Raw genomic sequence first — 26,271 nt, forward strand, 5'->3', positions numbered from 1 at the left:
GCCATGCGCCGCTGGGGTACCGAGCGTGTCGTTGGCCTGCATGAGCCGCAGGTCAACGAGCATCACCTGGAGTCCACGGGCCTGCCGGCAGACAGCCGCTTGCGCCTGCTCAGCTTCAACATCCAGGTGGGCAACAGTACCGAAAAGTATCGGCACTACCTCACGCGTGGCTGGCAGCACCTGCTGCCCCACAAGGGGCGTACCGGTAACCTGCAGAAAATCGGCGACCTGCTCAGCGACTTCGACTTGGTCGCCCTGCAGGAAGCCGACGGCGGCAGCCTGCGCTCCGGCTATATCAACCAGGTGGAACACCTGGCTCAGTTGGGTGCTTTTCCGTACTGGTATCAGCAACTCAACCGTAATCTAGGGCGCCTGGCACAGCACAGCAACGGCGTGCTCAGCCGTCTCAAACCCACTGCCATTGAAGATCACCCCTTGCCAGGCCCCAAAGGGCGCGGGGCGATCCTTGTGCGTTTTGGCGAAGGCCCGGAAGCCCTGGTGGTGGTGATGATGCACCTGGCCCTCGGGGGGCGTACGCGCAACCTGCAACTGGCCTACGTGCGTGAATTGATTGGCAACTACAAGCACCAGGTGCTCATGGGTGACATGAACACCCATGCCAACGACCTGCTGCAGAATTCTCCGCTGCGCGACCTGGGGTTACTGGCGCCGCAAGTCGAAGCCACGTTTCCCAGCTGGCGCCCGCAGCGCTGTCTTGACCATATCCTGCTCAGCCCAAGCCTCACACTGGAAAGTGTGCAGGTGCTGGCGCAGCCCATTTCCGATCACCTGCCGGTCGCGGTAGAGATTCGTCTGCCGGGCTCGCTCACGGCTGATGCATTACCCGCGTTGAGCCCAGGCCCTCGCGGACCCCTTGCATGAGCGACGACGCCCAGCGCTGGAAAGAGAAATACCTCCAAAGCATCGAGCAACAAGACAAACTCGAACGCCGCTGGGCCGCCCGCCTCGATTTGCTGCGCCGCGGGCTGGTGCGCAGCACGCTGGCCGCTGAAGGGACTGACCGCGCCGTCGATCAATGCATGAAGGAAATGCGCGATGTTGTGCGCACGGACGACATGGACGCTGCTCTCGCCGCTTTACTGCCGCGCCTGGAAAAGGCCGTGCTGGATTCGGAGCAACGCCGCGAAACCCGCGTCGACCAGATCAGCACTGCGCTCACCGCCTTGGTCACCCAGTTGCAAAAGCTGCCGCTGCCCCGCGAGGTGGCTCGTCCGCTGAAAACCTTCGCCAAGCAACTCGATGGTCGCGTGGCACAAGCGCGGGAGATACCGCTGATGCTCAGTGAGCTGAGCAGCCTACAGGGGCAGGCGCTGAATAATCTGGAGCCGGATGGCGAAACCACACGCCCAGGGCCGGGACTGTTGCAACGTCTGTTTGGCAGTAAAGAGGCCGCCAGTGAAGCGCCTCCTGTTGATGCCGAGCCACTGCCAGCAGCGCAATCGGCACCGCCAACGCCCGCAGCGCCCAAACCCACACCCAAACCGGAAGAACCTGGGCAATCGGAAGAATTGACCCAAGCCTTGCGTGCCTTTGCGCCGTTGCCACCCTTGAAGCCTGTGCCTGTTGCAGTGGCCGAAGTGCAAGAGGTCGCCAGCGAAACGCCGGTATTCGACGCTCCAGAGCTGCCGTCGATTGCGGCGCCTGCGCAACTACCTGAACCCGACGTGCAGGCGCCGCCAGTTGCGGAGCCTGCTCACGAAAGCGCACTCGCCGCCTTTATCGAACCGCCGCCGGTTCCAGTCGAAACGCCGGATGAGACCCGCATCGGCAGCCTGTCGCTACCACCCGTGCAGGAAAGCCCCGAGCCCGACGAGCTGCAACCGGACGGCACCTACGCCCTGCCCGATTCGCCTGAACCGTCCTACAGCTCGGTGGCCAAACACATTGAAGGCACTTTACTCGGCCTGCTGGAAGATCTTTCCCTGCCCGAACGTCACCAACCCCAGGCCGAGGCAATGCGTGAGCGTCTCGCCCACGGCTTGAACTGGTACGAACTGCTGCCGATCCTCGATGACCTGGCGGTGCTGATGCTGGCGATCACCGACAGTGGCCAGCATGAGTTCGAGGCTTATCTCAAGCAGCTCAACGAGCGTCTCGAGGCATTCCAGGGCCATCTGCAAGTCGCCAGCGAGGGCCACGCCGACAGCAGCCTGGCCGCACGGGAGCTGGACACGCAGATTCGTGAGCAGGTCGACGGCCTGCAAAGCAGCGTGCAGGATGCCGCCGACCTGGACAGCCTCAAGCAAGTGCTCGAAAGCCATCTTGAAGGCTTGCTCGGCACCATGGATGAACACCAGCAACAGCGTGACCTGCGCGAACAGGAAGTGGCCGCACGCCTCAAAGGCCTGGCTGAACGCGTGGCCCATATGGAGCAGGAAGCCCAGGGCTACCGCGAGCACCTGGAGGTGCAGCGCCAGAAGGCCTTGATCGATCCGCTCACCGGCTTGCCCAACCGTGCGGCGTGGAGCGAACGCCTCGATTACGAAGTCAACGCCTGGCATCAGCGCGGTAACAGCCTGTCTCTGGCCATGCTCGACCTGGACCACTTCAAGCGCATCAACGACGGTTACGGTCACTTGGCTGGGGACAAAGTCTTGAAGATCATCGCCAATGTGCTGAGCAAGCGCCTGCGGCCGACGGACTTCATCGCGCGTTTTGGGGGTGAAGAGTTTGTGCTGCTCATGCCCGACTCGACCTTGGCGGATGCCTTGGCCGTAGGTGAAGTATTGCGTGAGGCCATTGCCGCGTGCCCGTTCCACTTCAAGGGTGAGCCGGTAACGATCACGGTGTCCATGGGCGTGGCGCAGTTTCAACCCGGCGAGCGCAGTGACCTGGCGCTCAAGCGTGCCGATGAAGCGCTCTACAGGGCAAAGGCCGCGGGGCGTAATCAGGTGCAGGCGGCATAAAAGATGTTCCATTTTGTAATTTGACCGCCTGGCCGTGAGTCGTACGTTACACTGTTGCATTATCGTCTTTCAGTGTACTGCCTCTCGCCATGAAATCCTTGTATATCGCTTTAGCGTTTCTTCTGCTCGCCGGCTGCGCCAATGGCCCGCGCCTGAACACCAGCCATCCTTCGGTCAACCACGACAATCGCGTGCAGTTCGTTGTGGTGCATTACACCTCGACCAACCTTGAACGTTCCCTGGCGCTGTTGACCCATGGCCAGGTCAGCAGCCATTACCTGATCGGCGACGATGCCTCCGGCACCATCTACAAGCTGGTGGATGAAAGCCAGCGCGCCTGGCACGCGGGGGAAAGCGAGTGGATGGGGCGCACCTGGCTCAATTCCAGCTCCATCGGTATCGAGATCGTCAACCCAGGGTTCAGCGATACCCCGACGGGGCGTGTGTGGTACCCGTATTCCGAAGCGCAGGTGCAGTCGCTGATCGTGCTGCTCAAGGACATCAGCAAGCGTAACGGCATCGACCCGAAGAACATCATCGGGCACAGCGATATCGCCCCGCTGCGCAAGCTGGACCCAGGCCCGTTGTTCCCCTGGAAGCGCTTGGCGGCAGAAGGTCTGGCCGTGTGGCCGGATGCCCAGGCAGTGGCTCGGTTTCAGGTGCAGTACGCCGCGCAGTTGCCGAGCATTACCTGGTTCCAGGAAGAGCTGGCGCGCCTGGGCTACCAGACGCCGCAGACTGGCGAGCTGGATGTGGCCACGCGGCATGTCATCGCTGCGTTCCAGATGCGCTTTCGCCCGTCATTGTTTGATGGCACCCCGGATGCTGAAAGCGCCGCGATCCTGCGGGCCTTGAATCACCGCTGATGGTGTAAAAATAATAATGTAGGAGCGAGCTTGCTCGCGAAGAACGCATAGACGACGCGGGCTGCCTGACAGCACAGCGTTATCGTTGACGTTTTTCGCGAGCAAGCTCGCTCCTACAGGGGCAATGCCATATAGAACTGCGTACCCTGCCCCGGCCGCGAGTACACACCCATGCGGCCGCCGTGCAATTGCACGATTTCCTTGCACAGTGCCAAACCCAGGCCCGCACCGCCTTTCTTGCGGCCCACCTGCACAAAGGGCTCGAAGATCCGCCCTTGCTGGCCGTAGGCGATACCTTCGCCGTTATCCTCGACGCTGATAATCACCCGCTCGCCATGGCGTCGTGCCTGCAGGCGGATCTGCCCGCCTTCGGCGGTGTGCCTCAGGGCATTGCCCAGCAGGTTGTCGAGTACCCGCTCCAGTTGCACCTGGTCGGCATACAGCCGTGGCAACTCAGGTTGGGCTTCCACCAGCAACTCAATGTGCTGGGCGTTCGCAGGCTCAGCAAATCGAGCCCGTGCGTGCTCCAGCAAGTCGGTGACATCGCACGTGCCCAAGGTGAGTTTTTGCAGGCCGTTCTGGTAGCGCGAGAAGTTGAGCAGATCGTTGATCAACTGCATCAGGCGCTGCATCTCTTCATTGACCGTATCCAGCAGGTCCGCCTCACGGGAGTCCGGTGGGAACTTGGCCCGCTCACGGAATAGGCCGAAGGCCATGTGCATGCCGGTGACCGGCGTGCGCAGCTCATGGGACGCGCGCAACACGAACTCGCTGCGCACCCGCTCGAAGGCGCGCTGTTCAGTCACGTCATGCAGCACCATCACGGCCCCCAGAATATGCCCCTGGGTATGGCTGACCGGGGTCAGGCTGTAGGTCAGCAGGCGCAATTCACCCTCGACTTCCACTTCGAGATCATCCGGGGCCCGCTCCAGGTTGCCGCCGCGCAGCACCAGTTGCAGCTGTTCATCCATTTCTGCGCGACCCATGGCTTCGCCAAGACCTTGGCCGAGCCGCTCCTCATCCCAGCCCAATTGGCGCTGCGCCACAGGGTTGAGGTGCTCCAGGCAGCCTTGGCGATCAATCATCAACAGGCCGTCATCGATACTGTCGAGCACCGCTTGCAGGCGCTGTTGGCCGGCCAGCAGCTCATCGATGTTTGTGGCCTGATGTTGGCGCAACGCTTCGGCCATGATGCCGAAACGGCGGGTCAGCAGGTTCATTTCCGCTGCGGAGGAGATCGGCAGGGTGACTTCGAAATCGCCCTGCCCGATCTTGTCGGCGGCCTTGGCCAGCGCCTCGATGGGGCCACCGAAGCGCCGGGCGATGCCATGGGCCGTGACGAAACCGATGATCAGCACCGCGAGCCCTACCAGCCCGAGCAGGCCGGCAATCAACAACGCGCGCTCGCGGGATTTATGCTCGCTGGTACTGATATTTTCCAGCGCCCGCTTGTGATCGGCGATCAGGCCGTTGCGCAATATGTTGAAGGTTTCAGTCAGCTTTTCTTTGCTGCCTGCGGGCGGTGATGCCTGTTGGGATTGGTCAAACGCTTCCAGTAGCTTCTGGTAATCGGAGCGTGCCTGGCTGAAGCCATGGTTTGTGCCGTCGACCTGCTCATGGGCGATGCCCTGGTCCAACAGGTCGAAATAATGTTGCTTGGAGGCTTGCAGGGCGTCCGGGTCGGGGCGCTTCTCCAGCATCATGATCAACTGGTCGCCCAGGCTCTGACGCAACTTGAGCCCCAGGTCCAGGGTGATGAAGTTACTGCGGATCAGCGATTCCTGAGTCTTGGCCATTTGCATGACACTGACCAAGCCCAGGATCAACCCCAGCAATGCCACGGTGATCAGCGCTGAGATGCTCAGGAATAACCGGGTGCGCAGTTTCATCGCGAGCTTCATAAGGTCCTGTTCAAAGGTTGTACTGCTTTCGTTTGCGGTACAGCGTCGACGCATCGATGCCGAGTGTGCGGGCCGCTTGGTCCAGTGTGTCGCTGGTCGCAAGTACGGCGCCGATATGGGCTTTCTCCAGCTCATCCAGGCTCAAAGCCGCGCCGATACGGGGTGCATTGTTGGCCGGTTGCTCGGCCATCCCCAGGTGGCTGATCTCCACCTTCTCCTGGGGGCAGATGATGCTGGCGCGTTCCACCACGTTACGTAGTTCGCGGATATTGCCGGGCCAGCGATAGTTGAGTAGCGCTTCGCGGGCATTATCACTGAAGCCGCGCGCCGGGCGTGCGTATTCCTTGACGAAGCGGGCGAGAAAGCGGTCAGCCAGGGTCAGGATGTCTTCACTGCGTTCGCGCAGCGGCGGCAAGTGCAAGGTGATGACATTCAAGCGGTAGAGCAAGTCTTCACGGAAGCGGCCATCGCGCACCATGTCTTCCAGGTTCAGGTTGGTGGCTGCGAGGATGCGCACATCGGCGCGGCGGGTGACCGGGTCGCCCACACGCTCATACTCTTTATCTTGAATAAACCGTAGCAACTTGGGTTGCAACGTGAGGGGGAAATCGCCGATCTCGTCGAGAAACAGCGTACCGCCGTCCGCCTGGTTCACTCGGCCCAAGGTGCTTTCGCTGGCGCCGGTGAACGCGCCGCGGCTGTGGCCGAACAGTTCGCTTTCCATCAGCTCTGCGGTCAGAGACGGGCAGTTGATGGTCACGCAGGACTTCTTCGAGCGCTTGCTCCAGCCGTGTATCGCCCGGGCCAACTCACCTTTACCAGTACCGGACTCGCCGAGGATCAAAATGTTGGCGTCTGTCCCGGCCACCTGCCGCGCGGTTTCCAGCACCACCATCATTGCCGGGCTATGGGAGTCCAGGCCGTCTTTGGGCTGGCGCACCTCGCCTTCCAGCGCTTCCAGCCGCGCCGAGAGCTGACGCACCTCCAGTTGCTTGGCGGTGGCCAGGCGCAGTTGGTCTGGGCTGCAAGGTTTGACCAGGTAGTCGGCGGCGCCAGCCTGGATGGCGTCCACGGCGGTATCCACGGCCGAATGGGCGGTCACAATCACCACACGCATCCACGGTGCCTGCACCCGCATCTGGGCCAGCACGTCCAGGCCATTGTCCTCGCCCAGGCGCAGGTCGAGGAAGCACAGGTCGAACACCTGACGCTGCATCAGGGCATCGGCCTGAGCGGCACTGTTCGCGGTGGCGACGGTATAGCCTTCATCTTCCAGGCAATAGCGGAAGGTGCGCAGGATCGCAGATTCGTCATCCACTAAAAGAATGCGGCCTTGAAGTTCCTTGGCTGATTCCATCTGTCCCGCACTCCTTAACTATAAATGTGATGGTGTTTAGTCCCGGAATAATCGGGCAAGTTGCATGGTTTATTCTGATTCATAAAAGGCTTCTTCGTGCAGCTATCTGCGCGCCTTCCTACAGACGTCGTCTGAGCGCATTTTCCCTTCCGTTCGCCCTTCGATCCTTCGATGTGTGCGCTGGGTGGCTGGTTCCGACCACTTGCCATCGTGCATTTCGCACGGCCTGCAAGGATGCATCGTGCAGGATGCTAGGCGACGAATCTATTGATCAAGTGTAAACATTTGATTTTATTGAGTTTTATTTTGCAATAAAGCTGGCATGCACTCTGCAATATCTCCCCCAAGAGCGTCATGAACGAATAATCAGAATGCGGGAGCAATGCAGTATGACTCGCCAAAGCCTCAGCCAATTGCGTGTATCGCCGCTGCGCTTGCAGCAAGGCCTGTTTGCCAGCCTGGCCTTGATGGTCACGTTGATTGCTGGCCAGCAGTTGCAGCATTGGCAAGAGCGCGCGCAGCCAGCCCCGCAATTTGAACGTCCTGCCATGACCCAGACTCATTTTCGTTCCATTGGCAGCGCCAGCGCCGATGTGACTGCCCCGCAATTGAGCCTGGTAGATCAGGGTTCTACCCTGGACGAACTACCGGCCCATGACCGTTGGGTGTTCTAGGCAAAAAACGTCGCTTGTGTTGAGCGGCTGCACGGCATCACCGCTGTTACCCCTATAGAAGCATAAGGAGAATCACCATGTTGAGTTGGGCAATCACATTTCTGATCATCGCCATTGTGGCTGCAGTCCTGGGCTTCGGTGGTATCGCTGGCACCGCTACCGGCATCGCCAAGATCCTGTTTGTGGTCTTCCTGGTGATGTTCATCGCTTCGTTCTTCTTTGGTCGCAAAGGCCGAGGTTGAATATGGCCAACCTGCCTTTTAAAGCCCTTGCTGCCGCCCTGCTGTTGGGCGGTAGCGGCTTGGCCTTGGCCGCCAATGACGGCCAATCCCGGGCTAACGAATTGCTCAGCGCGGATCCGCAGTACCGTGAAACCTGGCAAGACGTGGTGAAGAAAGAAGAGCGCCTGCCCGAGTGGGTGATGAACCTGTCGGGCACGGCCGAGCAAATGAATGCCGTTGAGGAAGATGGCGACAAGTACTTGGTCGGGCCGCTCTGCGAAACCGCAGATACCTGCCTGAACAAGCGCCTGATCGTTGCCTTCAGCCTCGACAAGGAAGATGCCTACGCCATGTTGGTGGAAGTCCCGGCCGGTTTGCCGGCGGACAAGTCCCCGACGCGGCACGCCGATTACCGTTTTATCGGTAAGCCGGACGAGGGTATGCAAAAGCTGCTGATGGAGCAGCTCAAGAAAGATCCGAATTGGTACTAGGTTCCGTCTGACGGAGCCGGCGTCCATAGAAAGAAGCCCTTGTGCTTCTTTCTGTTTGCATCGCTCCTTGAGTGATGCATGACCAGGGGGCCGGGTTGCTCTGATCGATCAGGATCGGCGTGACCTACGGGTACAGGGAGTACCTGCGCAAGGGCCGGGTCAGGCGAAAAGCTGCGACGCAAGTTCACAAGACCTCGAGCTTGCTGAACTTGCGGCGGGCTTATCGCTCTCATGCTCGCGTTTCATGCCGCCCATAGCCGCAGTTTTGCTTTTTGCCTCTGGCCAACCATTACCGGGTATGTCGGCGTGACCATCTATCGAGAATTTTTCATCCGCGCTATAGGATCTTTCTGGCGCTAGGTGATGGATTTCTCAGACATTTCTGCCAATCAATCGAAGTCGTCCAGTATCTCTGAGCGAGCCTGATTTGGCCGCTTAACGGCATATTCACCCGCTCGAATGGCGGATACGAACTGACCGTTTGGACAAATATTTTCAAAAAAAGCCATGCCGATTCGGCATAGGGTAGGCGTTTACGGCATTAGACGCCGCTCCCTTGCATGGGAATAGTTGCGCCTTTTTTCGCCTGCCAGTAAGCCATTTCGGCCACGCTGCGGTGACCTTCCATGGAGGCAGATGCACACACTTTTTCGCTCTCGAGCGTTGCAGCTGGCGCATTTGCCGTAAGTCCACTTGAAGCAAGGGTAATGACATGAAGAAGGCAAAGCTAAGCCTCGCCTGGCAGATCCTCATCGGTTTGGTACTGGGTATTGCAATCGGTGCAGTGCTCAACCATTTCAGTGCTGAAAAGGCCTGGTGGATCAGCAATGTGTTGCAGCCAGCGGGCGATATCTTTATCCGCTTGATCAAGATGATCGTGATCCCGATTGTGATTTCTTCGCTGATCGTCGGTATTGCCGGTGTCGGCGACGCGAAAAAGCTCGGTCGTATCGGCGTCAAAACCATTCTTTACTTCGAAATCGTCACCACCATCGCCATCGTGGTGGGCCTGTTGCTCGCCAACCTGTTCCACCCAGGCGCTGGCATCGACATGAGTACCCTGGGTACCGTCGATATCTCCAAGTACCAGGCGACTGCTGCCGAAGTGCAGCATGAACATGCGTTCATCGAGACCATTCTTAACTTGATCCCTTCGAACATCTTCGCCGCTGTTGCCCGTGGCGAGATGCTGCCGATCATCTTCTTCTCGGTGCTGTTTGGCCTGGGGCTGTCGAGCCTCAAGCCTGAGCTGCGCGAGCCGCTGGTGACTATGTTCCAGGGCGTGTCCGAGAGCATGTTCAAAGTCACCCACATGATCATGAAGTACGCCCCTATCGGTGTATTCGCGCTGATCGCGGTGACGGTCGCCAACTTCGGCTTCGCCTCGCTGCTGCCACTGGCCAAGCTGGTGATCCTGGTTTACGTCGCGATCCTGTTCTTCGCCTTCGCGGTACTGGGTTTGATCGCACGCCTGTTCGGCTTCTCGATCCTCAAGCTGATCCGCATCTTCAAGGATGAGTTGGTATTGGCTTACTCCACCGCCAGCTCCGAAACCGTGCTGCCGCGTGTGATCGAAAAGATGGAAGCCTACGGCGCGCCGAAAGCGATCTGCAGCTTCGTGGTGCCGACCGGTTATTCGTTCAACCTCGACGGTTCGACCCTGTACCAGAGCATCGCGGCCATCTTCATTGCCCAGCTGTATGGCATCGACCTGTCGATCGGTCAGCAACTGATGCTGGTACTGACCCTGATGGTGACCTCCAAAGGTATCGCCGGCGTGCCGGGCGTGTCCTTCGTGGTGCTGTTGGCGACGCTGGGCAGCGTGGGCATCCCGCTGGAAGGCTTGGCGTTTATCGCCGGTGTCGACCGTGTGATGGACATGGCGCGTACCGCCCTGAACGTGATCGGCAACGCCTTGGCCGTACTGGTTATCTCCCGTTGGGAAGGCATGTACGACGATGCCAAGGGCGAGCGCTACTGGAATTCCCTGCCGCACTGGCGCAGCAAGGAAGCCCTGCCTACGGCACAAGCCACCCGTAGCTGATTACCAATTGATCGAAAACAAACCCCGGAGAATTCCGGGGTTTGTCGTTTCTGCCAGCCCCGTTATCATTCGCCCCATCTTTCGGGGGACTTATCTGATGCTCAATGGCCTGTGGCTTGGCTTCTTTGTCGTGGCAATGGTGTCAGCACTGGCGCAATGGCTGGTGGGCGGTAACGCCTTGATCTTCGCGGCGATGGTCGAAAGCATTTTCGCCATGGCCAAATTGTCGGTGGAAGTCATGGTGCTGCTGTTCGGTACCCTGACGTTATGGCTGGGTTTTCTGCGGATCGCCGAAAAAGCCGGGATCGTCGATTGGCTGGCCAAGGCCCTGGGCCCGCTGTTTCGCCGCCTGATGCCGGAAGTGCCTGCCGGGCACCCCGCGATTGGTTTGATCACCCTCAACTTTGCCGCCAACGGCCTGGGCCTGGACAACGCTGCCACGCCCATCGGTCTGAAAGCCATGAAGGCGCTGCAAGAGCTCAACCCCATCCCCAATACGGCGACCAACGCTCAGATCCTGTTCCTGGTGCTCAACGCCTCCTCGCTGACGCTATTGCCGGTGACTATCTTCATGTACCGCGCTCAGCAAGGCGCTGCGGACCCGACGCTGGTGTTCCTGCCGATCCTGTTGGCCACCAGTGCGTCGACGCTGGTAGGCCTGCTGTCGGTGGCAGTCATGCAGCGCCTGCGGCTGTGGGACCCGGTGGTGCTGGCCTATCTGGTCCCCGGCGCGTTGATACTGGGTGGCTTCATGGCGCTGCTGGCGACCTTGTCCGCCACGGCGCTGGCCGGTTTGTCGTCGATCTTGGGCAACCTCACACTGTTTGGCTTGATCATGCTGTTCCTGGTGATCGGCGCGTTGCGCAAGGTCAAGGTGTACGAGGCCTTTGTGGAAGGCGCCAAGGAAGGCTTCGACGTAGCCAAGAACCTGTTGCCCTATCTGGTGGCGATGCTGTGCGCGGTTGGCGTGTTGCGTGCCTCGGGGGCCTTGGAGTTCGGCCTTGAGGGGATTCGCGATGTGGTGGCCTGGACGGGCCTGGATACGCGCTTTGTCGACGCGCTGCCGACCGCGATGGTCAAGCCGTTCTCCGGCAGCGCGGCGCGGGCGATGCTGATCGAGACCATGCAGACCCAGGGTGTGGATAGTTTTCCGGCGTTGGTGGCGGCGACGATACAGGGCAGTACGGAAACCACGTTTTATGTGTTGGCCGTGTACTTCGGCTCGGTAGGCATCCAGCGGGCGCGGCATGCCGTGGGTTGTGCGTTGCTTGCGGAGTTTGCGGGTGTAGTGGCGGCTATTTCGGTGTGCTACTGGTTCTTCGGTTGAGCATGAGCCGCACCCTGTAGGAGCGAGCAAGCTCGCTCCTACAGGGCGGTGGAATCATCGTTTCGGCGCAGTATTACCCTGTTGCACCACCCAATCCACCACCTGCTTATTCAACTGATCCCCGGCCTGGCCAAAAGCAGCCACCACCGCCGGCACCTTGGCGTCATTCACCGGCTGCCTCACTTCAAACCGACGGCTGGCGATAATCCTTTGATCACGCCCACGCACCAATCGCGCGTCGAGACGAATCACCACCTCCACTGCCGTGCCCCGATACTCGCTCTGAAACGCCTGCAACTGCCCGCCCAGCTCATAGTCGGCTTGCAGGTTGGTCTCGTCGGTACTCAACAATGTCACGCGCCCGTCGCGCTGGAAGCCATCCAGCAGGCGATTACGCAGCAACACCGGCGCCGGGTCGCTCCAGCGCGAGTTCGCGTAATTGCTGATCAGGTTCCCGTCAGGCACCACGGCGATGCGCGGGCTGTCGAGAAACTCGCTGGTCTGCGGCTTGGTCACGCGCAGCGACCAACTCACCGGCGTGCCTTGGCTGGCCGGTTGGGCGGACGCCAGCCGGTACACGTCCGACGGGTCCGGCTTGGGCAGGATCGAGCAGGCGCTGACCAGTGCCAGGGCCATAGGGACGATCATGTGGTAAGCACGCTTCATGGCGTGAACTCCTTGTTCTTGTCGCTGCCCAGCAGGTAACCACTGGGGTTGGCTTCCAGGCGGCGAGAGATGGCGCGCAGCGAGCCGAGGGTTTCACGCAGCTCGCGCACGGCTGGTGCCAGTTCGTTGAGGCCCTGCATGCCACTGTTTACCGAGTCCTGGTTATTGGTCAGCAAGGTATTGATGGTGGCGGTGCTTTGCTTCAGGGATTTCATCGCCTGCTCGGCGCTGCCGAAGGCTTGCTTGCCTTGTTCGCTGAGCAAGCCATTGGCGCTGCGCATCAGCACGGTGGTTTGCTCCAGCGCCGCGCCCGCCTGTTTGCTCACCTGCATCAATTGCTGCATCACCACCTTGATGTCGCCGCGTTGCTCGGCAATGGCGCCGGTAGTTTGTTGCAGGTTGTCCAGGGTGTTGCTCAGGCGTTCGACGTTTTCCCGCGAGAACAGGTGGTTGGCGTTGTGCAGCAGCAGGTTGACGCTGGTCATCAGGTCGTTGCTGTTATTGAGCAGGCGCGCGATGGGCGATGGCGATGCGATGATTTCCGGCAGGTTGCCGTCCTTGCCCTTGAGTTCCGGGCTCTGTGGGGTGCCGCCACTGAGCTGGATGATCGAGGTGCCGGTGATGCCGGTCAGGGCCAGTTTGGCCTGGGTGTCTTCCTTGATCGGCGTTTGCCCGGCCAGGCGAATGCGAGCCAGGACGCGGCGCGGGTCTTTGGGGTCCAGGCGCAGGCTGATCACGTCGCCCACCTTGATGCCGCTGTACTGCACCGCACTGCCCTGGGACAGGCCGCTGACCGCCTCGTTGAAGATCACTTCGTAATCCTGGAAGGCGGTATCGACGCTGGACTTGGCCAGCCACAGGCCAAACAGCATCGCGCCGACCACCACAATTACGCTGAACAGTCCGATCATCACATGATGGGCTCGGGTTTCCATGTCATACCTCGTTGAGCGATTGAGCGGCATCCAATGCCGCGCGGCCCCGGGGGCCGTGGAAATATTCGTGAATCCAGGCGTCGTTCGTTTCCGACACGACATCGATGGCGTCGGCCACCAGCACTTTCTTCTGCGCCAGCACCGCCACACGGTCGGTGATGGTGTACAGCGTGTCGAGGTCGTGGGTGACCAAAAACACACTCAAGCCCAACGCATCGCGCAGGGTGAGGATCAGTTGGTCGAATTGCGCCGCGCCAATCGGGTCGAGACCGGCGGTGGGTTCGTCCAGGAACAGGATGTCCGGGTCCAAGGCCAGTGCGCGGGCCAGGGCTGCACGCTTGATCATGCCGCCGGATAACGAGGCCGGGTATTTATCGGCCGCCGACAGCGGCAACCCTGCCAGGGCCAGCTTCACCGCCGCCAAGTGCTCGGCATCGGCGCGGCTGAGGCCGGCGTGCTCGATCAAGGGCAGGGCCACGTTTTCGGTCACCGTCAGCGAGGAAAACAGAGCGCCCTTCTGGAACAGCACGCCAAAGCGGCGCTCCACCAGCGAGCGTTCATGTTCGGGCAGGCTCGGCAGGTTTTTGCCGAACACCCGTACTTCGCCTTCGCTGGGGCGACGCAGGCCAACGATGCTGCGCAACAACACGGATTTACCGCTGCCAGAGCCGCCCACCACCGCCAGGATCTCGCCCTTGTACAAATCCAGGTCGAGGTTCTCGTGCACGCTTTGGCTGCCAAAACGGTTGCACAGGCCACGCACTTCAATCACCGCCTCAGTGGGCGCACGGTGTAGACGACTCACCAGCCCATCTCCATGAAAAACATTGCCGCGACCGCATCCAGCACGATCACCACAAAGATCGATTGCACCACGCTCGACGTGGTGTGCGCGCCGACTGACTCGGCACTGCCGCTGACTTTAAAACCTTCCAGGCAGCCAATGGCCGCGATCAAAAAGGCAAAGATCGGTGCCTTCACCATGCCCACCAGAAAGTGTTGCACGCCAATGTCCGATTGCAGCAGCGAAAGAAACATCGCCGGCGAAATATCCAGGGCCACCGCACACACCACACCACCGCCGACGATCCCCGAGAGCATCGCCAGGAACGTCAGCATCGGCAACGCCACCAGCAGCGCCAGCACGCGGGGTAATACCAACAGCTCCATAGGGTCCAGGCCCAGGGTGCGGATGGCGTCGATTTCTTCGTTGGCTTTCATGGAGCCGAGTTGCGCGGTGAATGCACTGGCGGTACGGCCGGCGATGAGGATTGCGGTGAGCAACACGCCGAATTCGCGCAGGAAGGAGAAGGCCACCAGGTCCACGGTAAAGATCGTCGCGCCGAAGCTCTTGAGCACGGTGGCGCCAAGGAAGGCCACGACGGCGCCCACCAGAAAGGTCAACAGCGCAACGATAGGCGCCGCATCCAGGCCGGTCTGTTCGATGTGGGCGACCATGGGCGTCAGGCGCCAGCGTTTGGGCCGCCAAATGCCGCGGGCGAAGGTTTCGAGGATCAGGCCGATAAAGCCCAAAAGCTTCATTGCGTCTTGCCAGACCGTGTCTACTGCGCGACCGATACGGGCCAGCACTTGAATGCCGGCGGCCTCTTCTGGCTCTTTGATCGGTACGCAAAAGTCATTCAGGGAGCGGTAGACGGTCTTGAGCAGTGCCCGGTCGGCGGCTGCCAGGGTGCAATCGGTCTGTTCGGCAGAGTGTTCGATGCGCGCAGGGCCCAGCAACTCCACCAGCAGCGAGGCGCCGGCTGTATCCAGCGCACCGAGGCCGTTGAGGTCAATGCGGGCGCCGGCGTCGTATTGGCCGTCGAGTGTGGCCGACAGCTTTTTCAGGTTGGCGTAGTGGGCCAGCGTCCAGTCGCCGGTAATCCGTAGCGAAGGCGGGGTGCTGGACGTATCAAGATGGGCCGCGCCGGCCGTCGTGCGAGTGGTCATAAGCTCCGAGCTTGTTTGGCTATCCACAATTGCTACGTAATAGCACGATCCGGCTTACTTTGGGTTGTCCGCTTGTGCTGTGTCTATCACCTTGAAGCGCAGAACGCCGATGACTTGCCCGTCTTCGGTGAGCACCTGCACCTGCCAGCGCCCCACGGCGTCACCCGGGAAGTTCTGCTTGTGGGTCCAGGCGCGATAGCCTTCCTTGCGCCCACCGTGGATGTCCAGGGCAATGCGGTCGACTTCCTGGCCGTTGAATTTCCACACGTGGTAGATCCGCTCATCCAGCCCGCGTGGCGCGTTGATCGCGGTGTAGGCGTACAGCCCACCGCTGCGCAATTGGTCGGCGGTGACTTGCTTGAGGTCGTCGCCCGGCGTGCGGTCTTGCAGTTGGGTGCTGATGGCGACTTCGGTCATCCACAGGGTGGCGGGCGGTACCCAGCTGCGCAGGAACCAGCCGGCGCAGCCGATGGCGGCCGTTACCCCCAGCAGCATCGCCCAGCCCTTGAGGCTACGCAGCGGCAGGCTCACGGCCAGGCTGGGAATCGACAAGACCATGGCTACACCCAACGCCAGTTTGTAACTCTGGGCGGTGGTCAGGTGCATGATGATCGGCAGCGCGGTCAGCAACGCGGCGAACAGGGTCAGGGTGTGCAGGGCCAGGAACAGCGAGCGCTTGGGCGCCAGCCATTTGTAATACAGCGGGTCGATGATCGACACCAGCGCCGCCGCGCCCAGCAGGCCAGTGAACAGCGATTGGCCGCTGTTCCAAGCGGTGGTGACGAAAAAGAAGGGCAGCACGAAGAACAGACTTTCCTGGTGGATCATCTGGGTGGCGTAGCGCAGCAGCGGTTCAGGGATCTCGCGATTGAAGACCTTGGTGAACAGTTGCGTAAAGCTGTTCTCCAGCATCAGCCACAACCAGCTCACCAGCATGATCACCGCAATCCAACTGGCCATGCCCTGCTGGCGGTCTACCAGAATGAAGCTGCCGACCCCCGAGATGAAACCGCCGAGTGCAATCACCCCTGGGTAGCGCTTGATCAGTTCTATAACGCGCTGGATGAGGGGCGGCAAGTTCGGCATGGGCGGTTCACTGGTTGTGGGAAAAATCTCAGACAGAATAACGCCTTAGCCCGATATTCTGTGCGTCATTACTCAACAGGTTTGCGATAAAGCCTCAAGCCGATCAAACCAAGGATGATCAGGCCCAGCACGCCCGCACCGATCCAGGTCAACGCGTCATAACTCAACAGCGGTTTTTCGATGCGCCAGTAGCCCGGCTGCTGGAACGCTTCGCGCATGGCCTGGTTGGTTTGCGCCAGGCTTACAGCCTTGATGCGTTTGACCGGATCGCTGAAACGCCCGTTGCTGTAGTCGCCGGCCGCACTCCAATAATAGTCGGCCAGCGCGCTGTTGCCCTGCACCGCCCAAGCCTGCCGGGCAATGGCGGCTTGCTGCAGGCGTGTGAATACTGTTGGGTCGAGGCCGTCCTTGAGCAGTTGGGCCTTGAGGTCTTGCAAGACCTGCTCAGCTTCAGGGAGGTTTTCTCGCTCAAGGTCGGCATTCAAGCTGAGGAATCCAACGCCGCCGAGCACTTCGCGTTCTACCCAGGGGCCGTAGGACAAACCGTGCTTGAGGCGCAGTTGCCGGTACAGTGCCCAGTCGAGGTAATCCTTGAGCAGGTTGTAGGTTTCATCATGCTGGTCATCCAACACCGGCTCGGGGAACAGCCAGTGCAGCTTGGCGCCATCGCCCACCCAGCCGCGGATCAGGTCGCGGTGGCTGGCGGCGGTGTGCTGGATTTCCGGAAGCGGGCGATGTTCGCTCGGCTCCACGGGGTCGAGTTGACCATAGGTGCGTTCTAGGTAGGCAGGCAGCAGTTTGTCGAGATCGCCGACGACGATCAGGGTCATGTTGTTCGGCGCGTACCATTCGTTGCGCAGCTTCTCCAACTGATCGCGGGTGAGGTGGCTGACCTCGGCGCGTTCGGCGCACTTGAGGCCCAACTCCACGGCCAATTGGTTGCTGGCGCTGTGACCGAGGTCCTGGCGGTCCAGCAGGCGTTGCAAGTGTGAGTAATGGCCGCCGTCTTCGCGCTCCACCACCTGTTTGGCGGCGTTGATATGGGCGTCGGTCAGGCGCGTGCGCGTGAGGATTGCCAGCAGCAGGTCCAGCACCTTGCGTTGGTTCTGCGCGGGCGCCTCGATCACGAAGGTGGTATCGGCGTTGCTGGTGTAGGCGTTCCACTCGCCGCCCAGGGCTTGCATGCGGTCTTCGAGGTCGCCCTCGCCGCCGCCGTCGATGCCGCTGAACAGCAAGTGCTCGAACAAGTGCGGCAGTTCTTTTTCTTCGCAACCGAAGTCGTCCAGGCCCACACCAACCACCAGGCGAATAGCGACATGCCCACGCTCGGTGCCCGGTTTGAGCAGCAGTTGCAGGCCGTTGGGCAAGGTGTAGCCCTCGACTTGCAGACGGTCAAAGGCAAAGGCGTGTGCCGAGCCCAAGAGCAGGCAGGCGAGTAACAGGCGACGCATAACAAGCTTCCTGGCGAATGAGGTCCATTGTTAACTGACTTCGCTCGCGGGCGTACGTTCAGGGCGAATGGGTAATGTCGGCAATACTTTCAGCCGAGAGCGCGCCAGTGTCGGACGTTTCCAACACTACATAAGCACTGCTGCAAAACAATGAGTTCAAGCGTTTCATGTCGGCAATCAGTTCCAAGTGCAGGGAACTGGTTTCCAGGCTCTGCACGATCTTGCGCTGCAGGCGGCTGACATGGGCGTGGGCCAGGCGGCGTTCCTGGGCGCGGAAGCGGCGCTTTTCTCGCAGTAATTGGCGGGCGCTTTCCGGGTCGCCGCTGAGAAACACCGACAGGCCCAGGCGCAGGTTGGCGATCAACTGGCTGTGCAGGCCGCTGAGTTCCTCCAGGCCCACTTCGGAAAATTGCCGGCGCTGCGAGGTCTTCTGTTGCTGGACCTTGCGCAGCATGCGTTCGATCAGGTCACCCGCCAGTTTCAGGTTGATCGACAGCTCGATGATCTCGGCCCAGCGGCGATTGTCTTGCTCACTGAGGTCTTCACGGGGCATTTGCGCCAGGTAGAGTTTGATCGCGCTGTAGAGCGCTTCGACGTCATCGCTCAGGCTGCGCATTTCTTGGGTAACGGCGGTTTGATTGCCGCGCAGCACTTCCTGCATCGAGGTAAGCATATTGTCGATCAAGTCGCCCAGGCGCAGGGTTTCGCGGGCGGCGTTCGCCAGGGCCAGGCTTGGGGTATTCAATGAGGCCAGGTCCAGATGGCGTGGCTTGGCTTTGCCATTGGTTTCGGGGCGTTCCGGCAGCAGCCATTCGCACAGGCGTGCCATCGGCCCGATGGTGGGCAACAGGATCAGGCAACGGCTGACGTTGTAGAGCAGGTGGAAGGTGATGACCATGCCCTGAACGCTGTAGTCCAGGCCGTCCATCCAGCCTACGAGCGGGTCGAGCACCGGAATGATCAGCAACAGACCGATCAATTTGTACAACAGGCTGCCCAGGGCCACTTGGCGACCGGCAGTGTTTTGCATGCTGGTGCTGAGAAAAGCCAGTACGCCGCTGCCGATGTTGGCGCCGATCACCAGGCCGATGGCCACGTGCAAGCCGATCACGCCGGCACCGGCCAGGGTGGCCGTGAGCAACACGGCGGCAAGGCTGGAGTAGGAAATCATCGCGAACAGCGCGCCGACCAGGGCGTCCAGCAAGATATCGCCGGTCAGCGAAGCGAAGATGACTTTGACGCCCTGGGCATGGGTAATGGGCCCGGCGGCTTCGACGATCAATTGCAGCGCGAGGATGATCAGGCCCAGGCCGATCCCGACCCGGCCCAACTGCCCTGCCCGCGTCTGTTTGCGCGACAGGAAGAAAATCACCCCGAGGAAGATCAGCAGCGGCGACAGCCAGGACAAATCGAACGTCAGCACCCGCGCCATCAAAGCCGTACCGACGTCGGCGCCAAGCATGGTGGCCAGGGCCGGTGTAAGGCTCATCAGCCCTTGGCCGACGAACGAAGTCACCAGCATCGCGGTGGCGTTACTGCTTTGCACCATGGCCGTCACCAGGATACCGGCGACAAATGCCAGCCAGCGCTTGGACATGTTCTGCCCGATGACTTGGCGCAAATTGGAACCGTAGACCCGCAGGATGCCGGTTCGGACGATATGCGTGCCCCAGATAAGCAGGGTCACGGCGGAAAGCAGATTGAGCAAGGTCAGCATGCTCGGCCCCCCGTGTGGGTGCGCTCCAAAAGGAGCGAAGGAAAGTTACCGCGTGCCGCTCTACGTCTTGTACCTAAGCTGTAGTTGGCGAATGGGCTCTGCGCCAGCATCGCATAGCTAAACTTGGGATTGAAACAAAACTGTCATGAAGATCGTTCCCCACGCTCGGCGTGGGAACGCATCCTGTGACGCTCTGCGTCACTTTGCGGACGCGGAGCGTCCGAGAGGGCATTCCCACGCGGAGCGTGGGAACGATCACTCGCGGGTCAAATTTACTGACCCGGAATGTCCTTGCGCAGTTTCACTGGGTCCTGCTGTTTCTTCTTTTTCGCGATGGCGGTACGCATCTTGATGTTCACCGCTTCCACCGCCAGCGAGAACGCCATGGCGAAGTAGACGTAGCCTTTTGGCACGTGTACGTCGAAGGATTCAGCGATCAGTACGGTACCCACGACCAGCAGGAACGACAGCGCCAGCATTTTCAGCGACGGGTGCTTGTCGATGAACTCGCTGATGGTGCCGGCAGCCAGCATCATCACCAATACCGCAACGACGATGGCGGCAACCATCACCGGCACGTGGGAAACCATGCCGACGGCGGTAATCACCGAGTCCAGGGAGAACACGATGTCGATGATGGCGATCTGGATAATGGTGTAGATGAATTTGCCACCGGCGCCTTTGGGCTCGTCCTGGGTTTCATCTTCACCCTCCAGGGCGTGGTACATCTCCTGGGAGCTTTTCCACAGCAGGAACAGGCCACCGAAGAACAGGATCAGGTCGCGACCTGAGATGCCCTGGCCAAACACCACGAACAGGTCGGCGGTCAGTTGCATGACCCAGGTGATCGACAGCAGCAACAGGATGCGCGTGACCATGGCCAACGCCAGGCCGAAGATCCGAGTGCGCGCCTGCATATGCTTGGGCATGCGGCTGACCAGGATCGAAATCATGATGATGTTATCGATGCCCAGGACGATCTCAAGGGCCGTCAGGGTGAAGAAGGCAATCCAGATTTCCGGATTGGTCAGCCATTCCATGTGTATTCCTTTGAGCAAGTGTTAACCGCGCAAGCTGTAGCGCCGCGCGGTGAGTGAGTCGGTACGATTATAGAGTGCTGAACAGCGGAAAAATCCCCATCAGCAATGCGGCGAACATTATGCACAGGCACACCAGCACTGCCCACTTGAGCGTGAAGCGCTGGTGATCGCCGAATTCGATACCCGCCAGGGCAACCAGCAAGTACGTCGAGGGTACCAGTGGGCTGAGCAAATGCACGGGTTGCCCGACGATCGACGCCCGCGCCATTTCCACCGCGGTGATGCCGTAATGGCTGGCAGCTTCGGCCAGTACCGGCAGTACGCCGTAGTAGAACGCATCGTTGGACATGAAGAAGGTGAACGGCATGCTCACCAGCGCGGTGATCACCGCCAGGTAAGGGCCCATCGCTTCGGGGATGACCGCCAACAGGCTTTTGGACATGGCGTCGACCATGCCAGTGCCCGACAGAATGCCTGTGAAGATACCGGCGGCGAAGATCAAGCCCACCACGGCCAATACGCTACCGGCGTGAGCAGCGACGCGGTCTTTCTGCTGCTGCAGGCACGGGTAGTTGACGATCATGGCGATACTGAACGCCACCATGAACAGCACCGGCAGCGGCAACAGGCCGGCAATCAGGGTGCACATCAACGCCAGGGTCAGGGCGCCGTTGAACCAGATCAATTTCGGCCGGCGGGCGTCGGGGAATTGCGACACGCTGATTTCGCTGTGATCGATCTCATCGCCTTGCAGGTGCAATTCACCCAGGCGTGCACGCTCGCGCTTGCCGTACATGTAGGCAATCACCAGGATCGCCACGACACCGGCGGCCATGGCCGGGATCATCGGTACGAAGATGTCCGACGGGTCTACATGCAGCGCACTGGCGGCGCGCGCCGTCGGGCCGCCCCAGGGGGTCATGTTCATCACGCCACCGGCGAGAATGATCAGGCCGGCCATGATCCGTGGGCTCATGCCGATGCGCTGGTACAGCGGCAGCATGGCCGCGACGCAGATCATGTAGGTGGTGGCACCGTCACCGTCCAGGGATACCACCAACGCGAGCACGGCAGTGCCGACCGACACCTTGAGGGGGTCGCCCTTGACCATCTTGAGGATCTTGCGCACGGCCGGGTCGAACAGGCCGGAGTCGATCATCAAAGCAAAATAGAGGATGGCGAACATCAGCATCACGCCGGTCGGCGCAAGCTTGGTGATGCCTTCGAGCATCATCGGGCCGATCTTCGGTGCGAAACCGCCGAACAGCGCGAACAGGATCGGCACGATGATCAAGGCGATCAGCGCGGACAGGCGCTTGGTCATGATCAGGAACATGAACGTGATGACCATGGCAAAGCCAAGGAAAGTCAGCATAGGAATACTCCAGGCGTAGCGCGGCTAGGGAATGGCGGACCGAGTGGCGGTCAGCGCAGAACGAAAGGCACGAGGCGTACGGGTGGAGTTGGAGCGAACAGGCGGGTACGAGCGGACATCGGGAATCACCATTGTTGTTGTTAACAGCCGGTCTGTTGCCGGCAGTGGAGGCGATCCTAGACGGGGAAGCTTTCAGCCAGCTTTCGCTGGGAAAACAGCTGATGAAGGGCAGGCACCAATCTTCAGGTTGGCGCAGAACAAAATGTGGGAGCTGGCTTGCCTGCGATGGCGGTGTATCAGCCAATATCTCTTATGGCTGTGACGCCGTCATCGCAGGCAAGCCAGCGCCCACATTTGGAAGGTGGTTGCTAATAAAATTCAGGGCAGTTCGAGGCCGCCGGCGGCTTTATGCAGCGCCCGCAAATGCTCACCCACTTGTTTGAGGTTGGCCTCACAGGCGGCAATCTCGGCGGCGCGAGACGGATCGAGCAGCGCCCTCACCTCCTTATCCAGCTCGCCGGTCAACGACTGCAACTGCTTCTGGCGTTCGGCGCTTTCTGATTCCAGGCGCTTGGCTTCCGAAGGTTGCGGCAGGCCATAACCCCCACTGTCCAGCAACTCGGCCGGGCGGCTCAGAAAGCCACTGCTGGCGAGAATTTGCTGCAGCGTGTTGTTGGCTTTCTCCATGCCGCCGTATTTCAGCTCGCGGGCATTGAGATAGCGTTGTTTGACCTCATCCTGGGCGAGCATCAGTTGTTTGCGATAGCTGGCCTGCTCCAGCAGCAACAGTGCGGCGCTGGTACGCAGGTCGGCCTGGGCAAACCATTGGCGACGCGCTTGCGCGTCCAGGGACAACCAGTCTTCGACTTGGGTCTGCTTGATAGGCAGTTGCTTGCGTAGCACATCGAACATGGCCTGGTAGCGCTCGCGGAACGAGTCGAAGTGATACCCCAGGCGCAGGGCTTCGCGCTTGTCGTTCAATACACTGGTATCGGCCAGGCCGCGGGCGCTGAGCACTTCCAGCAAGCCGTTGGGGGTGATGTTGTCCAGGCCGGTCAATTGCGGGTTGGCGCTGCCACTGCGCAACAGTTTCAGGCTTTCGACCGCACAGTTGTTGGAAATGAAGAAGTAGTTGCCGTCGTAGCTCCAGTGCATCTCGGCGGCATGTTCGACGGTGTCGTTGATTTCCTGGCGGCTGAGCTTCAGTGGCACCGACGCCAGGCCACGCAGTTCGGTCTTGGTGTATTCATCAATGACCTGGGCCAACGGCAGTACGAACAGCCGCGACGGGTATTTACCCACCAGGCCATCCCAGCTCGACAGCTGGACGTCACCGACGAAGGCGCGGTAGGACAGCACCAGATGCCGGTCCAGGTCCAGCCGGCAATCCGGGCCACGCGGCCGGCCCGGCGCACAAATCACCAGGCGCAACATGCTATGGCCCCAACGGCTCACCAGGTTCTGGTTGGCTTCGGCCAGCAGATAGTCGATTTCATACACGCGCTCCGGATCGATCTGGCCCAGGGGCGTCTTGGCGAAATCGTTGCCCGCGTTCAGGAAGGCATAGGTACTGGCGCAGGTGTCCTGTTCAGGCGGGGCCCAGCCGAAGTGATCCTTGTAATAACGGAACAGCGCGGGGCGGCGACAGGCGTAGCTGGAGTCCAGGAGGAAATACTCCATGTTGACCGCCACGAACTCCAGCGGGCTGGTGGTTTCGTAGATGTCCGGGCTGCGTACTACCTGATGGTTGTGCTGCTCACGCTCTCCGCGCCGACCCACATATTGTGGCCAGCCGGCAAGGTCCAGCAGGCGCGGGTCGTCACTGAGGGTAAAGCGGCGGTCGTTCTGGCCACGGCACTGGTCGGGCAAGCCGATCAAGCCGGTGATGTTGTTCTGACGGCTGCAGCGTTGGATCAGCGTGCGCTCGTCCTTGGACCACAGGCGCGCACGGTCATAGATGTGGGTCAGTTCATGCAGCACGGTGGCGAGCATTTCCCGGCGCACAGTACCGTGGGGGCGATTGGTTTTCTGGGTGGCGGCGCTGCCGTCAGTCAGGCTGGCGAGCAGGTTCTGGTTGAGGTCCAACTCGGACACCAGGGATGCCTGCCCGTAGGCGTTCTCAGGCATCTTGTCGGTCCAGCCGACATCAATACGTCGGTCCAATTGCTCGACAAAGCGCGGCGGCAAGGAGCGCAGCGCTTCATCCAGCAATGCCTGGCTGGCCTGCTGTTCGGCCGGGCTCAAGCCTTCGGTCTTGAGCCGCAGTTGCAGGCCGGCCTGGGCCGTACTTGCGCACAGCAGCACGGCCCCGGCCAGGAGCCAGGTTTTGAAGCGCCTCACAGAGCGAGGATAGCTTCTGCGAGGGTCTGGTCGCTGGCATCACGGGCTTCTGGCACGCGGGTGCGAAGGGTATCGAACGCGGCTTCCAGTTGGGCGCCACGGATCTCGCCATTGGTAGCGACGAAACTGGCGGCGTCATCGTGGGCTTCGCGCACGATCTTGGAGTCGCGGATGGAGGTGGTGGTGTCCGAGGTGAAATCAATGGTGCGCGCCGAGGCACGCACGACGATGTTGCTGGTGGCCTTCAAGGTTTGCGCCTGGGCGACATCGGCCAAAAACAGCAGGCCGAGGGCGGCGACGATCAGCGGGCTACGCATGGGGTGACTCCAATGACAAAGATAGAAATACAATGATGATTATTGGACGAGAATTGCTTGCGCCAGTTCAAGGTCGCTTGCATGAAGTTTTGGCTGGGTACGGCGTAGATAGTCCAGCGCGGACTCCAGGCGTGCGCCCCGCCATTGGCCGTCAGTGGCAATGAAAGCGGCAGCATCATCCCGAGCGGCCAGGACCAACTTATTGTCGAACGGCGCAGAGGTCACTTTGCTGGTGGCATACACGCTGACAACAGTGCTCTGGGTGGACACATCCAACGCGCAAGCCATGGGTGACCAGCAGGCGCAAAACAGAACAGGAACACTCAATAAACGGTATGAAAAAGCCATGGGACTCGACAATTGAAAGCGAGCGCCAAGGCTAGCGCAACCGCCGGGCGAGAGCCAGCGTCGAGCCATTCGGGAGCGGCGGGCGCTCCCGTCTGGTTGCCGTGGGTCAGATAGCCAGGATGGCCTGAGCCAGCTGTGCATCGGTAGCGGTATTCAATTGCGGCGCTTGTTGGCGGATCTGGGCCAGGGCGCTTTCCAGTTTCACGCCACGGATGGCGCCTTCGCTGGCGACAAAGCTGGCGGCGTCGTCACGGGCCGCTTGTACGACCTTGTTGTCGCGCAGGGATGAGGTGGCATCAGACGTGGCATCGGAGGTTGCCTTCAGAGCGCCGACGATCGAGTCAGTCGTCATGATCAGGCTGCTCGCGTTGGCATTGGCAGCCAGAGTCAGCACAGCGGCAGTGCACAGCAGGCGAAGACGGGACATGGGGTAACTCCTGTAGACGAATAATAAGGTGGCGCGAAACGGCCACAATGAAACGGACTGGGACTGTCGAGCATCAGACGCACGCTCTACAGGGTTCGCCACGTGGTGAACCGATATTAGGCGTGTGCAGGACTATTCGGAAGCCTGTAATTAAACTGTACCTGTCATATTTTATAAATTTAAAACTGTATCTGTGTGCTTGAATCGAGCCAATCCAATGGGCTATCGCAGATACAACAAAGCCCGCCTCCGGTTACCCGGGGCGGGCTTTGCTTTGACAAATCAGGGTGCTGGCAGTGGACCCGTCAGGTCAGGGCCAGCGGGCGCCACTTAGCGCCAGAACGGCTTGCTCAGCTCTTCGTAGCGTTGAGCTTCGCTGATACCGGCGTCAGCCAGCAGACGCGAATCCAGGCGAGCCAACTGGTGGCGGCTGGAGATGCGGCGCTGCCACAACATCAGGTTGGCGAGAACGCGCAAAGGCAGGGAAGCCTGGGTGTTTACAGCTTTTTCTTCGAAGAACAGTTCGGAACTGAGTGTACGTTCCATGATGACATCCTTCCGCTTGTGGCGGGATTAGGTAGTGGTTTAACTGATGCCAATGATCCTCCTCCGAGGCAAGACTCTCTAGATACAGTTCACCTGTATTGTGAGAGGCCAGTTAACTGTTTAGCGAGGCTGTACGGTACGAAATTGGGGCAACTGTACCTGTGCGCACTTAAAAGGTGCGAAATAGGCGTTTTTAAGCTGGGGCGTGGGATATTTCGGTAGGAAATGACCAGTACAGCAGTACAGTTTTTTCCATAAGTACGAG

Annotated in this window: 24 protein-coding genes; 8 read left to right on the forward strand and 16 right to left on the reverse strand. The window is 60.4% G+C overall.

Going from position 1 to position 26,271, the window contains the following annotated elements; all coding sequences use genetic code 11:
* Positions 1–3 precede the first annotated feature (3 nt).
* The 3 genes from TX24_RS15955 to TX24_RS15965 all read left to right on the forward strand — a co-directional run bounded on the left by TX24_RS15955 (position 4) and on the right by TX24_RS15965 (position 3,793).
* A complete protein-coding gene (locus TX24_RS15955) occupies positions 4–882 on the forward strand; it encodes an endonuclease/exonuclease/phosphatase family protein (RefSeq protein WP_003187377.1) in 879 nt (292 codons plus the stop codon).
* On the forward strand, positions 879–2,927 hold the full coding sequence (locus TX24_RS15960; protein WP_057710654.1) for a GGDEF domain-containing protein: 2,049 nt from the start codon (positions 879–881) through the stop codon (positions 2,925–2,927). Before TX24_RS15955 ends, TX24_RS15960 begins: the two co-directional genes overlap by 4 nt.
* Before the next feature lie 89 nt (positions 2,928–3,016).
* Positions 3,017–3,793, forward strand: coding sequence for an N-acetylmuramoyl-L-alanine amidase (locus tag TX24_RS15965; protein WP_003187380.1), 777 nt, complete (start codon positions 3,017–3,019; stop codon positions 3,791–3,793).
* A 113-nt stretch (positions 3,794–3,906) separates the two neighbouring features.
* Here TX24_RS15965 and TX24_RS15970 read toward each other — a convergent pair whose 3' ends face one another.
* Both TX24_RS15970 and algB read right to left on the reverse strand, forming a co-directional pair.
* Positions 3,907–5,694, reverse strand: a complete 1,788-nt coding sequence (locus tag TX24_RS15970; protein ID WP_003187382.1) for a KinB sensor domain-containing domain — start codon at positions 5,692–5,694, stop codon at positions 3,907–3,909.
* Positions 5,695–5,704: 10 nt separating this feature from the next.
* Positions 5,705–7,051 carry a sigma-54-dependent response regulator transcription factor AlgB gene (algB, locus tag TX24_RS15975; protein WP_003187383.1) on the reverse strand — a complete coding sequence of 449 codons (1,347 nt, stop codon included), beginning with the start codon at positions 7,049–7,051 and terminating at the stop codon, positions 5,705–5,707.
* 389 nt (positions 7,052–7,440) lie between these two features.
* Here algB and TX24_RS15980 point away from each other — a divergent pair, with 389 nt between their 5' ends.
* The 5 genes from TX24_RS15980 (at position 7,441) to TX24_RS15995 (ending at position 11,808) form a co-directional block, all read left to right on the forward strand.
* On the forward strand, positions 7,441–7,725 hold the full coding sequence (locus TX24_RS15980) for a hypothetical protein (RefSeq protein WP_003187385.1): 285 nt from the start codon (positions 7,441–7,443) through the stop codon (positions 7,723–7,725).
* Between the two features lie 77 nt (positions 7,726–7,802).
* Positions 7,803–7,967, forward strand: a complete 165-nt coding sequence (locus tag TX24_RS30895; protein WP_003187386.1) for a DUF1328 domain-containing protein — start codon at positions 7,803–7,805, stop codon at positions 7,965–7,967.
* 2 nt (positions 7,968–7,969) lie between these two features.
* A complete protein-coding gene (locus tag TX24_RS15985) occupies positions 7,970–8,437 on the forward strand; it encodes an inhibitor of vertebrate lysozyme family protein (protein ID WP_032894297.1) in 468 nt (155 codons plus the stop codon).
* A 712-nt stretch (positions 8,438–9,149) separates the two neighbouring features.
* Entirely contained in the window at positions 9,150–10,481 is a 1,332-nt protein-coding gene (gene gltP / locus TX24_RS15990; RefSeq protein ID WP_003187390.1) for a glutamate/aspartate:proton symporter GltP, read from the forward strand.
* 97 nt (positions 10,482–10,578) lie between these two features.
* Positions 10,579–11,808, forward strand: coding sequence for a nucleoside recognition domain-containing protein (locus tag TX24_RS15995; protein WP_057710655.1), 1,230 nt, complete (start codon positions 10,579–10,581; stop codon positions 11,806–11,808).
* A gap of 54 nt (positions 11,809–11,862) precedes the next feature.
* Here the strand turns inward: TX24_RS15995 and TX24_RS16000 are convergent, their stop codons facing one another.
* The 14 genes from TX24_RS16000 to TX24_RS16065 form a co-directional block, all read right to left on the reverse strand.
* A complete protein-coding gene (locus TX24_RS16000) occupies positions 11,863–12,474 on the reverse strand; it encodes an ABC-type transport auxiliary lipoprotein family protein (protein ID WP_003187392.1) in 612 nt (203 codons plus the stop codon).
* Entirely contained in the window at positions 12,471–13,409 is a 939-nt protein-coding gene (locus tag TX24_RS16005; protein ID WP_057710656.1) for an MlaD family protein, read from the reverse strand. The genes TX24_RS16000 and TX24_RS16005 overlap by 4 nt, the downstream gene beginning before the upstream one ends.
* A 1-nt stretch (position 13,410) precedes the next feature.
* Entirely contained in the window at positions 13,411–14,214 is an 804-nt protein-coding gene (locus TX24_RS16010; RefSeq protein WP_003187395.1) for an ABC transporter ATP-binding protein, read from the reverse strand.
* On the reverse strand, positions 14,211–15,359 hold the full coding sequence (locus TX24_RS16015; RefSeq protein WP_057710657.1) for an ABC transporter permease: 1,149 nt from the start codon (positions 15,357–15,359) through the stop codon (positions 14,211–14,213). The genes TX24_RS16010 and TX24_RS16015 overlap by 4 nt, the downstream gene beginning before the upstream one ends.
* A gap of 54 nt (positions 15,360–15,413) precedes the next feature.
* Positions 15,414–16,445: a DUF5924 family protein gene (locus TX24_RS16020; protein ID WP_057710658.1), complete on the reverse strand. Its 1,032-nt coding sequence runs from the start codon at positions 16,443–16,445 to the stop codon at positions 15,414–15,416.
* A gap of 68 nt (positions 16,446–16,513) precedes the next feature.
* Entirely contained in the window at positions 16,514–17,896 is a 1,383-nt protein-coding gene (locus TX24_RS16025) for a M16 family metallopeptidase (RefSeq protein WP_003187401.1), read from the reverse strand.
* A gap of 58 nt (positions 17,897–17,954) precedes the next feature.
* Positions 17,955–19,613, reverse strand: coding sequence for a Na/Pi cotransporter family protein (locus TX24_RS16030; protein ID WP_003187402.1), 1,659 nt, complete (start codon positions 19,611–19,613; stop codon positions 17,955–17,957).
* 272 nt (positions 19,614–19,885) lie between these two features.
* Positions 19,886–20,653 (reverse strand): TerC family protein, encoded by a 768-nt coding sequence (locus tag TX24_RS16035; RefSeq protein WP_003187403.1) that lies wholly within the window; start codon positions 20,651–20,653, stop codon positions 19,886–19,888.
* Positions 20,654–20,720: 67 nt separating this feature from the next.
* The gene (locus TX24_RS16040; RefSeq protein WP_003187405.1) at positions 20,721–22,028 is read right to left on the reverse strand and encodes a CitMHS family transporter; all 1,308 of its coding nucleotides are present in this window, start codon (positions 22,026–22,028) and stop codon (positions 20,721–20,723) included.
* 378 nt (positions 22,029–22,406) lie between these two features.
* The gene (locus TX24_RS16045) at positions 22,407–24,368 is read right to left on the reverse strand and encodes a DUF7844 domain-containing protein (protein ID WP_057710659.1); all 1,962 of its coding nucleotides are present in this window, start codon (positions 24,366–24,368) and stop codon (positions 22,407–22,409) included.
* Entirely contained in the window at positions 24,365–24,685 is a 321-nt protein-coding gene (locus tag TX24_RS16050) for a DUF2388 domain-containing protein (protein ID WP_003187408.1), read from the reverse strand. Before TX24_RS16050 ends, TX24_RS16045 begins: the two co-directional genes overlap by 4 nt.
* 39 nt (positions 24,686–24,724) lie before the next feature.
* On the reverse strand, positions 24,725–25,033 hold the full coding sequence (locus tag TX24_RS16055; RefSeq protein ID WP_003187409.1) for a DUF2388 domain-containing protein: 309 nt from the start codon (positions 25,031–25,033) through the stop codon (positions 24,725–24,727).
* A 106-nt stretch (positions 25,034–25,139) separates the two neighbouring features.
* Positions 25,140–25,460, reverse strand: coding sequence for a DUF2388 domain-containing protein (locus TX24_RS16060; RefSeq protein WP_034136006.1), 321 nt, complete (start codon positions 25,458–25,460; stop codon positions 25,140–25,142).
* Between the two features lie 330 nt (positions 25,461–25,790).
* The gene (locus tag TX24_RS16065) at positions 25,791–26,006 is read right to left on the reverse strand and encodes a DUF1127 domain-containing protein (protein ID WP_003187413.1); all 216 of its coding nucleotides are present in this window, start codon (positions 26,004–26,006) and stop codon (positions 25,791–25,793) included.
* Positions 26,007–26,271: the final 265 nt, after the last annotated feature.

Source organism: Pseudomonas lactis (genome assembly GCF_001439845.1).
Lineage (GTDB): Bacteria > Pseudomonadota > Gammaproteobacteria > Pseudomonadales > Pseudomonadaceae > Aquipseudomonas > Aquipseudomonas lactis.